Annotated in this window: 11 protein-coding genes; 4 read left to right on the top strand and 7 right to left on the bottom strand. The window is 61.4% G+C overall.

The features are described from left to right. Genes fdhE through fdnG form a run of 4 tightly spaced genes read right to left on the bottom strand, consistent with a single transcriptional unit; the run spans position 1 to position 5594 of the window. Entirely contained in the window at positions 1-927 is a 927-nt protein-coding gene (gene fdhE / locus ASD95_RS15440) for a formate dehydrogenase accessory protein FdhE (RefSeq protein ID WP_056724795.1), read from the bottom strand. 3 nt (positions 928-930) lie between these two features. Further along, positions 931-1596: a formate dehydrogenase subunit gamma gene (locus ASD95_RS15435; RefSeq protein ID WP_056724793.1), complete on the bottom strand. Its 666-nt coding sequence runs from the start codon at positions 1594-1596 to the stop codon at positions 931-933. After that, positions 1593-2528 (bottom strand): formate dehydrogenase subunit beta, encoded by a 936-nt coding sequence (fdxH, locus tag ASD95_RS15430; RefSeq protein ID WP_056724791.1) that lies wholly within the window; start codon positions 2526-2528, stop codon positions 1593-1595. Before fdxH ends, ASD95_RS15435 begins: the two co-directional genes overlap by 4 nt. Continuing rightward, entirely contained in the window at positions 2529-5594 is a 3066-nt protein-coding gene (gene fdnG, locus ASD95_RS15425; RefSeq protein WP_156385769.1) for a formate dehydrogenase-N subunit alpha, read from the bottom strand. A gap of 243 nt (positions 5595-5837) precedes the next feature. Between fdnG and ASD95_RS15415 the strand changes: the two genes are divergently transcribed. Continuing rightward, positions 5838-6992: a MalY/PatB family protein gene (locus tag ASD95_RS15415; RefSeq protein WP_056724786.1), complete on the top strand. Its 1155-nt coding sequence runs from the start codon at positions 5838-5840 to the stop codon at positions 6990-6992. Positions 6993-7106: 114 nt separating this feature from the next. Next, complete coding sequence (locus ASD95_RS15410; protein ID WP_056724784.1) at positions 7107-8468, top strand: cation:proton antiporter; 1362 nt, start codon at positions 7107-7109, stop codon at positions 8466-8468. Here the strand turns inward: ASD95_RS15410 and ASD95_RS15405 are convergent. The 3 genes from ASD95_RS15405 to ASD95_RS15395 are packed head-to-tail and all read right to left on the bottom strand — an operon-like array spanning position 8446 to position 14331. Next, positions 8446-10365, bottom strand: coding sequence for a hybrid sensor histidine kinase/response regulator (locus ASD95_RS15405; RefSeq protein WP_056724782.1), 1920 nt, complete (start codon positions 10363-10365; stop codon positions 8446-8448). The genes ASD95_RS15410 and ASD95_RS15405 overlap by 23 nt on opposite strands. Before the next feature lie 13 nt (positions 10366-10378). Next, the gene (locus ASD95_RS15400) at positions 10379-12667 is read right to left on the bottom strand and encodes an ATP-dependent DNA helicase (protein ID WP_056724779.1); all 2289 of its coding nucleotides are present in this window, start codon (positions 12665-12667) and stop codon (positions 10379-10381) included. Continuing rightward, positions 12664-14331 carry a VRR-NUC domain-containing protein gene (locus ASD95_RS15395; protein ID WP_056724777.1) on the bottom strand — a complete coding sequence of 556 codons (1668 nt, stop codon included), beginning with the start codon at positions 14329-14331 and terminating at the stop codon, positions 12664-12666. Before ASD95_RS15395 ends, ASD95_RS15400 begins: the two co-directional genes overlap by 4 nt. 195 nt (positions 14332-14526) lie before the next feature. Here ASD95_RS15395 and ASD95_RS15390 point away from each other — a divergent pair, with 195 nt between their 5' ends. Beyond that, positions 14527-14751, top strand: coding sequence for a YgdI/YgdR family lipoprotein (locus ASD95_RS15390; RefSeq protein ID WP_056724775.1), 225 nt, complete (start codon positions 14527-14529; stop codon positions 14749-14751). A 137-nt stretch (positions 14752-14888) separates the two neighbouring features. Next, positions 14889-15566: an MliC family protein gene (locus ASD95_RS15385; protein ID WP_056724773.1), complete on the top strand. Its 678-nt coding sequence runs from the start codon at positions 14889-14891 to the stop codon at positions 15564-15566. Positions 15567-15571 lie beyond the last annotated feature (5 nt).

Raw genomic sequence — 15571 nt, 5'->3', positions numbered from 1 at the left:
TTACTCGTCTCCCGGCGCCAGCAACAGATTGGGTGCCAGACGCTGATAACCGTCCTGGGCCAGGCGCATGTCGAGCATCAGGCTGGACAGGTCGGCCGACAACGCTTCGGCGTGCGCATCGTTCTCCAGATAAAGCAACTTCAGATAGCTGTTGCAACCAGGGCAGACTTCGGCGCGCAACGGCGCCTGGTTGGCGGCATGGCGATCATCTTCAAGGCTGAGGTATTCCAGGCCCTTGCTCTGCTCGCAATACACGCACTTGACCCGCACCACATGCCACTCGCAGGCGCACAGCGAACAGACCAGGTAACGCAAACCGTTGTGCTTGCCGCGATGGCGGATGACCCCGGCCATGGCCGGCGAGCCACAGGCCGGGCACTGGCTGAGGCTGTCGCCGGCGGTCAGCGAGAGGTTTGGCGTACTCAACAGCCAGTGGCTCCAGGCCGTTTGCAGCGCCGCACCGAGAAACGGCACCAGCGCGGCCGGCACCAGCGAATACTGGCCGCTGACCAGTGCCACCGCCCAGGCACGACGCTGCCCGGCACCGGCCAGGCGCAAGCTGTCCACGGCATCGGCCACCGCGGATTGTGGCGGTGCGTTATAGCGCTGCAACAAGGCATCGAGGTAAAGCTGCCAATCGTCTTCGCGCGCCAGGCTATCGGCCGCGAACGGCGGCAAGCCATGTTGCTGGCACAACTCGATGCGTTGTCGGTCGAGGGGTTCGCTTGAGGGCGGGTCGTCCAGTACCTGTTGCTGCACCCGGCACAACCCGGCGATCAGGCGCAGGTAGTCGGCCAGCGGGTGCCCTTTGGCCAGCATTTCCAGGCGCTGGGCACGCAGGTTGAACAGGTTGGGCGGTGGCATGTACAGAAACGGCGGCGAACTGGCCGCCGCTTCGATTTCTCCAGGTTCCAGGATGGTTGGCAAAGGTCAGCCCTTTTTAGTGATCGGTCGCTCGGGCGCTTCGTCGCGGGTCTCATCTTGAGTCACTTGGCGATACCAGAGTTCGTGGTGTTTCCTGGCCCAGTCGCGGCTGACCCTGCCGTGCAACATGGCGCTGACCGAGCCCTTGATCCAGATGCCAGCATAGATGTGCACGATGATGCTCAGGATCAGCACAAAACCGGCCAGCGCATGCAGCAACATCGCCCAGCGTATCGCGGTGATGCCGAAATACTCGCTGAAGTACGCACGCCAGATCACCAGCCCGCTGAACAACAGCACCAGCATGCACAGCAGTAAAGTCCAGAACAGCAGCTTCTGCCCGGGGTTGTATTTGCCGATGGGCGGGACGCCCTCCTCCTCATTTTTCATCACCCGGTCGATGCGCCTTAGCCATAGGCGATCATTGGCGATGAAGTAGTTGGCGCGCCAGAAGCGCAACACCAGTGCGAGGAACAGCACGAACATCAGTATGCCCATGAACGGGTGCAGGATACGTGTCCATGGCCCGCCGCCGAACAGGTTGCTCAGCCAGAACAGCGCCGGGTGGAACAGCGCCAGCCCGGACAGCCCGGCCATGAGGAACAGAATCGCCACCAGCCAGTGATTGGTGCGCTGGTTGCTGGTGTAGCGCAGGATCGTCTTGTTGCTCATGGCCTGCCCTCCCCACGGGGATCGAAGGTGTGCACCGACGGGTCGACTTCATGCACGGCGGTGTCCGGCGGCTGCGGATGTTCATCCTCTTCGACGATCTGCGGGCCGACACGCACGTAGTGGAAGAACCCGGCCACCACCGCTGCGCCCATGGCCAGCAGCGCCAGGGGTTTGCTGATGCCTTTCCACAGCCCCACCAACGGACTGATCGCCGGGTGATCGGGCAAGCCGGCGTACAGCCTTGGCGTATCGGCGTGGTGCAACACGTACATCACGTGGGTACCGCCGACGCCTTCGGGGTCGTACAGGCCGGCGTTTTCAAAGCCCCGGCTCTTGAGGTCGACGATACGCTCGGCCGCATGTTCCTTCATGTCGTCCTTGGTACCGAACACGATGGCGCCGGTCGGGCAGGTTTTCACGCAGGCCGGTTCCAGCCCTACCGCGACCCGGTCCGAGCACAAGGTGCATTTGTAGGCCTTGTGATCCTTTTGCGAGATCCGTGGAATGTTGAACGGACACCCGGTGATGCAATAGCCGCAACCGATGCAATGATCCTGATCGAAATCGACGATGCCATTGGCGTGCTTGATGATCGCCCCCGGGCTGGGGCATGCCGCCAGGCAACCGGGTTCGGCGCAGTGCATGCAGCCATCCTTGCGGATCAACCATTCCAGGTTACCGGCGTCGGTCTCGTGCTCGGTGAAGCGCATCAACGTCCAGGTTTCGGCGGTGAGGTCCTGCGGGTTGTCGTAGGTGCCATGGTTGTGACCGACTTCGTCACGCAGTTCGTTCCATTCCGAACAGGCGACCTGGCAGGCCTTGCAGCCGATGCATTTGGTGGTGTCGATCAGCTTGGCGACTTCCTCCTGGTTGCGCACCGAAGGCGGGACTGTGGTGGTGGCCGAACGGGCGATGATGTCTTGGCTGGCCATTTAGACTTTCTCCACGTTGACCAGGAATGACTTGGATTCCGGGGTCTGGGTGTTGCCATCGCCGAGGAACGGCACCAGGGTGTTGGTCAGGTAGCCGTGGCGCGTGAGGCCGGTGAAGCCCCAGTGCAACGGAATGCCGATCTGGTGCACCACCTGGTTGTTGACCTGCAGCGGACGAATCCGCTTGGTCACCACCGCCACCGCTTCGATGAAACCGCGCTTGCTGCTGACCCGCACCCGGTCGCCGGCGACGATGCCTTTTTCCTTGGCCAGCACTTCACCGATCTCGACGAATTGCTCCGGTTGGGTAATCGCGTTGAGCTTGCAATGCTTGCTCCAGAAGTGGAAATGCTCGGTCAGCCGGTAACTGGTGGCGGCGTACGGGTAATCCTTGGCCACGCCGAGGGAATCCCACACCGAATCGAAGATCCGTGCCGCCGGGTTGCTGGTGGCTTTCTTGTTTTGCGGGTGCAGCGGGTTGATGCCGATCGGCGTCTCGAATGGCTCGTAGTGTTCGGGGAACGGGCCTTCGTTCATCTTGTCGACGGCGAAGAATCGCGCCACGCCCTCGGGGTTCATGATGAACGGATTCATCCCCGCTTCCGGCGGCACGTCGGCCTTGTAGTCCGGCACATCGGTGCCGCCCCAGGTTTTGCCGTTCCACCACACCAGGCGTTTTTTCGGATCCCACGGTTTGCCTTGCAGGTCCGCCGAGGCGCGGTTGTAGAGAATCCGCCGGTTGGCCGGCCAGGCCCAGGCCCAACCTTGATGCTGGTGCATGCCGTATGGGTCGTTGTTGTCGCGGCGGGCCATCTGGTTGCCCAGTTCGGTCCAGCTGCCACAGAAAATCCAGCAGCCGGACGCCGTGCTGCCGTCATCCTTGAGCTGGCCAAACCCGGCCAGTTGCGCATTGGCCTTGATCGCCGCGCCCGTGGCGTCGGTGAAGTCAGCAGTGGCGGAGCCGTTGATTTCCTTGGCCAGCTCTTCCGGCGAAGGTTCCTCGGGGATCTTGTACGGCCACGACAACTTGAGCATCGGATCGGGGTATTTGCCGCCATTGGCCTGGTAGCGCTGGCGCAGGCGCAGGAACAGCTCGCTCATGATGCGGATGTCGGTGCGCGCTTCGCCGGGGCCATCCGCGCCCTTCCAGTGCCATTGCAACCAGCGGCTGCTGTTGACCAGCGAACCGTCCTCTTCGGCAAAACAGGTGGTGGGCAGGCGAATGACTTCGGTCTGGATGTCGGCGCTGTTCACGTCATTGTACGGCCCGACCTTATGCCAGAACTCCGAGGTCTCGGTGGCCAGCGGATCCATCACCACCAGCCACTTCAACTTCGCCAATGCCACCATCACCCGGTTCTTGTCGGGTAATGCGGCAATGGGATTGAAGCCCTGGCACATGTAGCCGTTGACCTTGCCCTGGCCCATCAGGTCGAACACCTTGAGGATGTCGTACTGGGGAATATCCAGTTTCGGCAGGTAGTCGTAGGCCCAGTTGTTCTCGGCCGTGGCGTTGGCGCCGTACCAGGCTTTCATCAGGCTGACGTGGAATTTGCCGTAGTTCTGCCAGTAGGACAGTTGCACCGGGCGCAACGGTTTTTGCGTGCGTTTGACGATGTAGGCGTTGTAATCCTGATCGGCATCGCCGGGCAGCGTGAGGTAGCCCGGCAATGAGTTGGACAACAAGCCCAAGTCCGTCAGCCCCTGGATGTTGGAATGCCCGCGCAAGGCATTCACGCCGCCGCCCGGCATACCGACGTTGCCCAGCAGCAGTTGCACCATCGCCGCGCTGCGAATCATCTGCGCGCCAGTCGAGTGCTGGGTCCAGCCCAGGGCATAGAGGATGGTCATGGTCTTGCCCGGCGTCGAGCAGGTGGCGATCTCCTCCCAGATTTTCTGCATGGCGTCGACCGGCATGCCGCAGATCTGGCTCGCCAGCTCCCTGGTGTAGCGGCTGTAATGCTGCTTCATCAATTGATAGACGCAACGTGGGTCCTGCAGGGTCGGGTCGACCTTGGCAAAACCGTCTTCACCAAGTTCATAGCCCCAGCCGGACTTGTCGGTGTAGAGACGCTTGGCCGCGTCGTAGCCGCTGAAAATCCCGTCCTCGAAGCCATAGCCGGCTTTGACGATGAACGACACGTCGGTGTAGTTGCGCACGTACTCGTGCTGGATCTTGTCCTCGGTCAGCAGGTAATTGATCAGCCCGCCCATGAAGGCAATGTCGGTGCCGGTGCGGATCGGCGCGTAATAGTCGGCCACCGAGGCGGTCCGGGTAAAACGCGGGTCGACCACGATCAGCCGCGCCTTGTTGTGCGCCTTGGCTTCGGTCACCCATTTGAAGCCGCACGGATGCGCTTCTGCTGCGTTGCCGCCCATCACCAGGACCAGGTTCGCATTGGCGATATCGGTCCAGGTATTGGTCATGGCACCACGGCCGTACGTCGGGGCAAGACTTGCCACCGTCGGGCCGTGTCAGACACGCGCCTGGTTATCGAACCCCAGCATGCCGAGACTGCGCACCACTTTGTGGGTGATGTAGCCGGCTTCGTTGGACGCCGCCGATGCCGCGAGGAAACCGGTGGTCAGCCAGCGGTTCACCGTTTGGCCCTGGGCGTTCTTCTCGATGAAGTTGGCGTCGCGGTCGGCCTTCATCAGGTCGGCGATGCGATCGAGGGCTTCATCCCAGGAGATGCGGGTCCATTCGGTGCTGCCGGGTTTGCGCACCTGCGGGTATTGCAGGCGACCGGGGCTGTGAATGAAGTCCAGCAGGCCCGCGCCTTTGGGGCACAGGGTGCCGCGGTTGACCGGGTGGTCGGCGTCACCTTCGATGTGGATGATGTTTTGCGCGACATTCTTCGCCGCATCGCCCTGGCTGTACATGATCAAGCCGCAACCGACCGAGCAATACGGACAGGTGTTGCGGGTTTCATGGGTGTGGGCGAGCTTGAAGTGACGCACCTGTTCGGCAAAGGCAACCGTCGGGGCCATGCCCAACGCGCCCAGGCTAGAGCCTGCAAGGCCGATACCGGCGACCTTGAAGAACTGACGACGGCTGAGATCCATCGTGCACTCCTGATCAGGTGGAACCCGGTACATGGCCGGGCCTTTTTGAACAACCACGGTCGCGGCAGCCTGGCTGCCGACACTTGAACTTTAGTCAATGCTGTCGAAATCACCATGACAGCCGACCGTCGGGCGATTCCCCGATGCGAGCTAAGGCACACAACCTGTGGGAGCAAGCTCGCTCCCACAGGGCTTGGCGTTTATCATGGTCAGCATTCCAACCCAGCTTTCATGAGACTACGCATGACTTTCGATTTTGATCAGGTGTTCGACCGCCACCACACCGGCAGTACCAAGTGGAGCCGCTACCCGGCCGACGTGTTGCCGATGTGGGTCGCCGACATGGACTTCGCCGCACCGCCGGTGATCATCCAGGCCCTGCAAAAACGACTGGAACACCCGATGGTCGGCTACAGCGTGGCCCAGGATGACCTGCGCGAGGCGATCGTCGCCGACCTCTGGAACAAATACGCCTGGCGCGTAGAACCCCAGGAGCTGATTTTCCTGCCGGGCGTCGAGTCCGGTTTCAACATGGCGCTCAAGGCACTGGTGCAGGCGCCACAGAATGTCGTGGTGCAGGTGCCGAACTACCCTCCGCTGCGCCATGCGCCCGGGCATTGGGGCCTGAACAAGGTCGAACTGAATTTCGATGCGCAAGCCGACGGCACCTATACCACGCCGCTGGACACCCTGAGCCAGTCGCTGCAAGGCGGTGGCGCGCTGCTGCTGAGCAACCCGCATAACCCGCTGGGCAAGGCCTTCCCCCGCGCAGAACTGCAAGCCATTGCCGACATTTGCCTTGAGCACGGTGCCTGGATCATTTCCGATGAGATCCACGCCGAGTTGTGCTTCGACGGCCGCCAGCACATTCCGATGGCGACCCTGAGCCCGCAAGTCGCCCAGCGCACCATCACGCTGATGTCGGCGAGCAAGGCCTACAACATCGCCGGCCTGAAGACCTCGTTCATGATCATCCAGGACCGCCACCTGCGTGAGAAGGTCAACCACGCCCGTTGCGGCATGGTCGACAGCGTCAACCCGCTGGGCATGGAAGCCACCCGCGTCGCCTACAGCGAAGCCGCGCCATGGCTGGCCGAGCTGAAGGTCTACCTGCAAGGCAACCGCGATTTCCTCGCCGAGGCCGTGCGCACCCGCCTGCCGGGCATCACCATGAACCTGCCGCAAAGCACCTACCTGGCATGGCTCGACTGCACGGCACTGGGGCTGGACAACCCGCAACAGTTCTTCCTCGAACAGGCCAAGGTCGGTTTGAGCGCGGGCCTGGACTTTGGCGATGACTGCAAGCAATTCGTGCGCCTGAACTTCGGCTGCCCACGGTCGTTGCTGGAAGAAGGCATATCGCGGATGGAGCGCAGCTTGCGCCATCTCAAGGGCTGATAACGTCCCCTGTGGGAGCAGGCTCGCTCCTACAGGTAATAATTGAACCGACGTAGCCCTCCAATGCTCAACAGCCTATAGCCCTGCACTGGCGGTTGTTTCGAGATCTGAGCCATGAGTTTCGTTGCCTGGGTGGCGGTGTTGGGCGCGGTGTTACTGACCCTGGCACTGACCTCGTCGTACCTGCGCTGGATGCCGGTCACCACTTCAGCGGTGTGCCTGGTCCTGGGCATCGCCATCGGGCCGGCGGGCCTGGGTTTGCTCAGGCTGGATATCGACGAGGCGGCCTTCTGGATCGAGCACCTGACGGAAGTCGCGGTGCTGTTTTCATTGTTTGTCTGCGGGCTCAAGCTGCGACCACCGCTTCGTGATCGCCAATGGCGAGTGGCATTCACCCTGGCGGGACCGGTGATGGTGCTGAGCATTGTCGGTGTCTGCCTGCTGCTGCATTTCGCTTTCGGACTGGGGTGGGGGCCGTCGCTGCTGATCGGGGCGATACTGGCGCCGACCGATCCGGTCCTGGCCTCTCTGGTTCAGGTCAATGACGCCAAGGATGATGACCCGGTGCGGTTCGGGCTCTCGGGCGAGGCAGGACTGAACGACGGCATCGCTTTCCCGTTCGTGATTTTGGGACTGTTGTTTTTGCAGCAAAACGGCAGCTTCGGCAGCGGCCTGGATGACTGGTTCTTCAAGCGTCTGTTGTGGGCCGTGCCCGCCGGACTGCTGACCGGCTTCTGGATGGGACGCGGCATTGGTCACCTGACATTGGTCATGCGCATCAAGAATGACGACAGTACGTTCTCCCCCAATGACTACCTGGCCCTGGCCTTGATCGCACTGGCGTATGTCGCAGCCGAAACCATCGACGGCTACGGGTTTCTCTCGGTGTTTGCCGCCGGCCTGGGCTTGCGTCAGGCCGAGGTCAAGACCAGCGGCGGTGCCCATACACCGGCCGAACATCTGGTTCAAGCGGTGGTCGGTCATCAACATGTCGAACCCGAGGCGGCCGTGCTCGGCAATGTGGAGCACCTGCAAGACACGCAAGTCGCCGCCGGGATCATGATGGGCGACATGCTGTCGTTCGGCAGCCTGGTGGAACGGGCCATGGAAGTGTTTCTGGTGACCTTGCTCGGTATTGTGCTGATCGCGCACTGGGACTGGCGGGCGCTGCTGGTCGCGTTGGTGCTGTTCGCCGTGATTCGCCCGTTGAGTGTCTGGCTGATGCCTTGGGGTTCGTTGCTCAATGGCCCCCAGCGCTGGTTGATCGGCTGGTTCGGGATTCGCGGCATCGGGAGTTTCTACTACCTTTTCTACGCCTTGAACCACGATCTGTTGCCTTCGGTGGCAACCTTGTGTGCCGACCTGACGCTGTCGGTGGTGGCACTGAGCATACTGGTCCACGGCATCAGCACCCAGCCGATGCTGGCCCGCTATGAGCGGCACAACCGCCGTGTCACTTCATCGCCAGGGCAATGATTTCCACCAGGTGGAGTTGGGTATAGGGTTTCGACAAACGTGGCAGGCGCGCGGCAAAGCCTTCCAGCCGATCGGCATAACCGGTGGCGAGGATGATCGGCACGCTCGGTCGCAAGATACTGATGGCCTTGGCCAGTTGAGCACCACTCATCTGTGGCATGGCCATGTCGGTTATGACCAGGTCAATCTCCGGTTCACTGCTGAACAGTTCCAGCGCCCTGGCACCGCAAGCCGCACTGATGACCCGGTGCCCAAGGTCCTCTAGCAGCAGGCTGGTGCTGGTCAACACCAGGCTGTCATCGTCCACGACCAGTACACACAGGCCAGGCACCGACACGGCCACCGCTTCGGCGACCGGTTGCACCGCCGCACCACGGGTGGCGACCGGCAACCAGAGTTCGGCGGTCGTACCATGGTCTTTGCGGCTCTTGAGGATGAACCGTCCGCCCAGTTGTTCAATGAAACCGTGAACCATCGACAACCCCAGGCCCGTGCCTTTGCCGACGCCCTTGGTGGTAAAGAACGGGTCCATAGCCGAGGCCAGCGTGGCTTCATCCATGCCCTCGCCGGTATCGGTAATGTTCAGGCAGACATAGCGCCCCGCGGCCAGGAATGAGGTGCCGTTGTCGAGTACTTCCTCGGTCCTGGCACTGAAGGTAATGGTCCCGCCGTGGGGCATGGCGTCACGGGCATTGGTCGCCAGGTTCAGCACGGCCAGTTCCAGTTGATTGACGTCCGCCATCACCGGTTCAAGATCCTCGGGAAAACATGTTTCGATGTTCACCGAAGGCCCCAGGGAGCTACGCAAGAGCCCGGAAATGCCGTCCACCAAGGCTGGTATCCGCACCGGTTCCGACTTGAGCTCCTGACGTCGGGCAAACGCCAGCATGCGCTGGGTCAGGGAAACCCCGCGCAAGGCGCCTTGGGTGGCGTTGTCGATCAGGCGGGTTATTTTGGGATCGTCCGTCCCCCGTTTGCGCACGATTTCCAGATTGCCGAGGATCACCGTCAGCAGGTTGTTGAAGTCGTGGGCGATCCCGCCGCTGAGCTGACCGATGGCCTGCATTTTCTGCGCCTGGAACAGGGCCTCCCGGGTTTGCTCGAGCGCCTGCTGCGCCTGGGTGACTTCAGTGATGTCCCGGGTGATCTTGGCAAAACCGAGCAAGGTACCGGTGTCACCCCGGATCGGTTCGACAATCACATGGGCGAGGAACCGCGTACCGTCCTTGCGCACCCTCCAGCCCTTGTTTTCAAAGCGTCCTTCACGAACGGCGATGTCCAGTGTCCGTTGTGGCTCGCAGGCATCGCGATCCTCCGGGGTGTAGAACATCGAAAAATGCTGGCCAATGACCTCTTCCGGCAAATAGCCCTTGATGCGCTGGGCGCCCGGGTTCCAGTTGCTCACCCGTCCGTCCGGGGAAAGCATGTAGATCGCGTAGTCGGTAACGCTCTGCACCAGCAGGCGGAACTGCTGCTCGCTTTGCTTGAGGACTTCCTCGGCCATTTTGCGATCGGTCAGGTCCCGGGTGATCTTGGCGAAACCCAGCAATGTGCCCGACGGGTCGAGGATCGGATCGATGACCACATGGGACCAGAAGTGCGTGCCGTCCTTGCGCACCCGCCAGCCTTCCCCCTCGAAACGCCCTTCACGAATCGCCGTGTCCAGTGCCCGCTGGGGCAAGCCCGCACGGCGATCGTCATCGGTGTAGAAACGCGAGAAATGCTGGCCGAGGATTTCCGCCTCCTCATAGCCCTTGAAACGCCTGGCGCCGGCGTTCCAGCTGGTAACGATGCCGTCCGGATCAAGCATGTAGATCGCATAGTCGATCACCGCATCGATCAATAGCCGAAAACGACCGTCTTCGATGGCACTGACCCTGGTCCGATCTTCGCTCATTGATCCCTCCGCCTCATGGTTTCACTGGAGTATGGGTCATACCGGGATTTTGGAAAGCCCACCAACGCGGCAGCAACTGCCTGACCTTGCTCTCGCCAAAACGGTCGTCGATCAACATCACCACCCCTTGATCCTGTTGCGTACGGATCACCCGCCCAGCAGCCTGCACCACCTTCTGCACACCAGGATAAAGATAGGTGTAGTCATGACCGGCACCGAAAATCGCGGCCATGCGTCGTTTCAGTTGCTCGTTCACCGGATTGAGCTGCGCCAGCCCCAGCGTGGCGATAAACGCGCCGATCAACCGGCCGCCGGGCAAATCGATGCCTTCACCGAAGGCCCCACCCAGTACCGCAAAGCCGACGCCCTGGCCGTCGGCGTGGAACTGCTCGAGAAACTGCTGGCGCTGCGCTTCGCCCATGCCTCGGGACTGCGACCACAGACTGATGTGCGGATGTTTCTCGGCCAGCAACTGCGCCACCTGCTGCAAATAATCGAAACTGCTGAAAAACGCCAGGTAGTTGCCGGGGCGCTCGCAGAACTGCCTGGCGATCAAGTCCACGATTGGTTCCAGAGACGCCTGGCGATGTACGAACCGCGTGGAGATCTGGTCGACGATGTGCACCTGCAGTTGATCGGCGTGAAACGGCGACTCGACATCGATGCACACGGTGTCCGCCGGTGTTCCCAGCAGATCGGCGTAATAGTGCCGGGGGCTGAGGGTCGCGGAAAACAGCACCGTGCTGCGCGCGGCGGTCAGGCGCGGGCGGATGAACCCGGCGGGGACCACATTGCGCAGGCACAGTTGCGAGAGGCTGCGCTGGCGCTCGAGGTCGCGCTTGCTGATGTCGAACAGGAACTGCTCATCGAACAGTTCGCCGACCCGGCAAAAATGCAGCATGTCGAAGTAAAACCCCTGCAGTGCGCTGTCCAGGCCCTGAGGGTGATCGTTGAGGTAGTCACCGATGCTGGCGCTGCACGATGACAGTGCCTGAAGGAGCTTTTCCGGCCCCTTGTCATAGGCCTGATAGGCGCCGGTTTGTGCGTTATGCAGGGCATTCCACTCGCGGTTGACCCGCTGCAGCGGTTTTTTCAGCACGTCGGGCGCGGTTTTGCGCACGCCGTTGAAGGTCGCCTGATCGAGGCTGGCGCTGTACATCTGCCGGCCCCGCTCCACCAGGTTATGGGCTTCGTCGACCAGCACAGCGACCTTCCAGTTGTTGGCCTGGGCCAGGCCGAACAGCAACGCGCTGAAATCGAAGTAATAGTTGTAGTCGGCAACCACCACGTCGGCCCAACGCGCCATTTCCTGGCTCAGGTAATACGGGCAGACATCGTGCGCCAGGGCAACCTCGCGCAAGGCGCTCTGGTTCAACAGGCTCAGTTGACTGGCCACCTGCCGTGCGGCGGGCAGGCGATCGTAGAAACCCCGGGCCAGTGGGCAGGACTCGCCGTGGCAGGCTTTGTCCGGGTGCTCGCAAGCCTTGTCCCGGGCGATGATCTCCAGCACCCGCAATGGGGGCGCATTGGCGCTGGAAAGAATCACTTGCGCGGCGTCCAGGGCCAGTTTCCGTCCCGGGGTTTTCGCCGTGAGGAAGAACACCTTGTCCAGTTGCTGCGGCGCCAGGGCCTTGAGCATGGGGAACAAGGTGCCCAGGGTCTTGCCGATGCCCGTAGGCGCCTGGGCCATCAGGCAGCGCCCGGTGCTGACGGCCTTGAACACCGATTCGGCCAGATGGCGCTGCCCTGGTCGAAAACCGGCATGGGGAAAGGCCAGGCCCTGGGCGGCCAGATTGCGCCCTTCACGATGGGCGACTTCCTGTTCGGCCCATTGCAGGAACAGCGCGCAATGCCGCTCGAAGAATTGTTGCAGCTCGATGGCGTCGAAAGGCTCGACCAGGCAGGTTTCCTTTTCGCTGACGATGTCGAAGTACACCAGAGCCAGATTGATCCGAGCCAGATCCAGTTTCCGGCACATCAACCAGCCATAGATTTTCACCTGGGCCCAATGCAATTGACGGTGGTTGGCCGGTTGCTTGCTCAAGTCGCCGCGGTAGGTCTTGACCTCTTCCAGGCAATTTTGCCCGGGGTCATAGCCATCCGCCCTGCCCTTGACCGTCAAGGTCTGATACTGGCCCTCAAGGGCGACTTCGCTTTGGTAGCCCTCGCTGCGCCGGGAGGCCACCGTACGGTGACCGACGATACCTTCCTGTGCGGTCGGTGACGGAGTGAAGCGCAGGTCGAGGTCGCCGACCTTGGCGGTGAACTCGCACAGCGCCCGCACCGCAATGCTGTAGCTCAATCGCCCTGCTCCGTCCATTGCACATGGCACACGGCAATGGGCATCTGGTGTTCGTGACAGAATTCCAGCCAGCGCAACTGGTTGTCCTGCAGGCGATCGCCCGGGCCTTTGACTTCGATCATGCGGTAGGTCTTTTGCTGCGGCCAGAACTGGATCAGGTCCGGCATGCCGGCGCGATTGGCCTTGATGTCCAGCAAGAGGCGGTTGAACCAGTGCTTGAGGTGCTCGGCCGGGAGGCAATCGAGGGCTTGTTCCAGCAACTCTTCGCTGAGCACGCTCCAGAACACGAACGGCGACTGCACGCCCCACTTGGCGGCATAACGTTCGCGAATGGTCTGCCGGTAGCGCCCGTCGTCAAGTTCGGCCAGGCACGCCTGAAACAGTTCGGCCCGGCGGACCTGGAAGTCTTCGCTGAGCAGATCCACCGGCCCGCGCTGGAATGGGTGAAAAAACGCCCCCGGCAACGGCGCGAAGATCGCTGGCCAACACAGCAGGCCAAACAGTGAATTGACCAGGCTGTTTTCCACATAGTGCACCGGTGCCGACTCTTGCCCCAGATGCGCCTGAACGTAGAACTCCACCGATAACGCCGGGTCTGTCCTGGGCAATTGCAGGTCCAGACGCTGCATTGCCCGAGGCGCTGCCCGCTTGATGGGCGGCCCGCCGAGCTTGCGCCGCAGGCGTGGCAGCACACGCAGCAGCTGCTGGAGTTCGGCTGCGCTTTCCGGTGCCTGTTCGGCCTGCTCGGCCAGGTCCATGGCCTGCTCAAACTGACCGCTGCGTTCCAGCACGCGAATGATCCGCGCCCGCGCACCCGGATAAGCGCATTCGCGGTACAGGCTCAGGGCCATGGAGAAATCCGCGATGCGTTCGCAGTACTGGGCCATCTGGAACAACAGCTTGCCGCGCCGGCGTTGCAACCACGGATTATCCAGCGCCAGGCCCTTGATTCGCTCGGCCACCTCTTCCAGCGCTTCACCGGCTTCGAATTGTTGCTGGTACGCGTGCAGGAGGACGCAGGCATCCACGTCTTCGCGGCTGCGCAAGCCACGGGACTCGGCGCAGAATTCGACTTTTTCGTAGGTGTAGATACCGAGGTCCGCCAGCACGAACTCCGACCAGTCCTGATACAGGTTGCCGAAAAACATCAGGCGCAGGCGATCGCACAATTGCATGATGGTCAGGCTGAACAGGCGCTCGTCCAGGGTCGGGCACCAGTCGTTGAAGCTTTTTACCTGGGGAAACTGCTCGCACAGCGCTGGCAACCAATCGGCTTTCTTGCCTTTGGGTTGATCGATTGCCGGGCCAAAGGCCTGGAGGATTTCACCCTTGAGCAGCACCTCGAACAGTGCTTCGACCGTCAACGGCATTCGCTCATCGACCCAACCGAGCGCTAACAGCGGCCCGACGGCGCTGCCGGTATCGCCGATTTCCTCGTAATGCAGTTTGCTCACCCTGAAATGAACGCCCTTGCGCATGACCATTCTGACCAGCAGTGCCTGCGATTCACGGGGCAACCGCTTAAACTGATTAATGAAACGCAGTTCGTCGACGCTCAGCACATCGGCAAAGCGCTGCTCAAGCCAATCAAGCACTTGCATGAAGTTGTTCAAGTAGTAGAACGGGTCGTCGAGGGGATTTGCGGTCACTGGAAAATGGGCCATGTCGAGGGGTACTGGTTATGCATACAGATACCAGTTCCACGCCGCGTGGCGCAATCGGAAAAGGATAAATGGCGGCGCTGTACGGAATTTTCCCCGGGCAGTAGAACTTTCTGCCCCCTGGCGGCACCAACCGCCATACAGATGCAGTGACAGCCTCGGGCTGATGGCGCTGCTTTAAACGAACGGGAGGTGATCATGGACATCAAGACATTGGGCTTGCCCCTGGCTGCAGCGGCCCTGCTGGCGCTGGCCGGTTGCTCGACGCCAACGGTGGTGACGCTGCAGAACGGCACTCAATACCTGACCAAGGACATGCCGAAGACCAAAACCAAGGACGGGTTCTTTGAGTTTGAGGACATTTCCGGAGCGATGGTGAAAGTCAGGGCCGATGAAGTGGCGACGATTCGTGAGGAAGACTGACGTTTCTCCTGGCACGATGTGGCAGGTTTCGAGCACTGCTTTACACTCGATAGACCCCGTGCGACCGAATGACTGTGCAGCGCTTCGACACAGGCGTTGCAATACGGGCTTCACGCAAAGACTCAGGTGACGCCGAAATGAAAATGGTCATGCCACTTCTGGCCTCTGTGCTCGCCGTCAGCACGTGCGTGACGGCGAGCCTGTGTGATGCCGCCACAAAGGCAAAACCAAAGCCAAGGCCCTTGCCAACGTACAAAACCAGTTTCGATTGCGCCAATCCCCAGGCCTCCGCCGAAAGGCTTATCTGTCATGACGCCCAACTGGCGAGCATGGATCTGGAACTCAATCGCCTTTATCTCCTGGCACTCTCTGACGACCATTCAGTGCCGCGCCCGAATAAAGTCGAGATTGATCAGCGATTCTGGATTGAGTCACGCAACCAGTGTGGTGGCGGGCCGCAAGACAAGGCGTGCGTCATCCGAAGTTATGCCGAGCGTGCGTTCCAACTGCGCCAGGGTTCGGCCATTGCGCGAACCAAGGACCCCAGCAGGCTCACCGAAGGGCCGTTGGCTTATCGTTGCGCGGGGTTTAACGCATTGGTTGCCGCGACCTTCTTTACGGTCGAACCGGGCGTGGTGCTCCTTAAATGGGCCAACACCTCGGTGACCTTGAACCAGGTGCCGAACAATTCCGGAACCCAGTACACGGGCAAGGACTACAAAGGCAGCTACAGCTTCTGGCAACTCGGCGATGACGTGTTTTTCCAGATACCCGGCTCAGGCCAGATGAGTTGCGCAGCCGAGCCGGTCAGCTGATAAGG

The organism is Pseudomonas sp. Root71 (assembly GCF_001429045.1).
GTDB lineage: Bacteria > Pseudomonadota > Gammaproteobacteria > Pseudomonadales > Pseudomonadaceae > Aquipseudomonas > Aquipseudomonas monachiensis.
The sequence above is the reverse complement of the archived record's forward strand: the minus strand, read 5'-3'. Positions and strand labels throughout refer to the sequence as shown.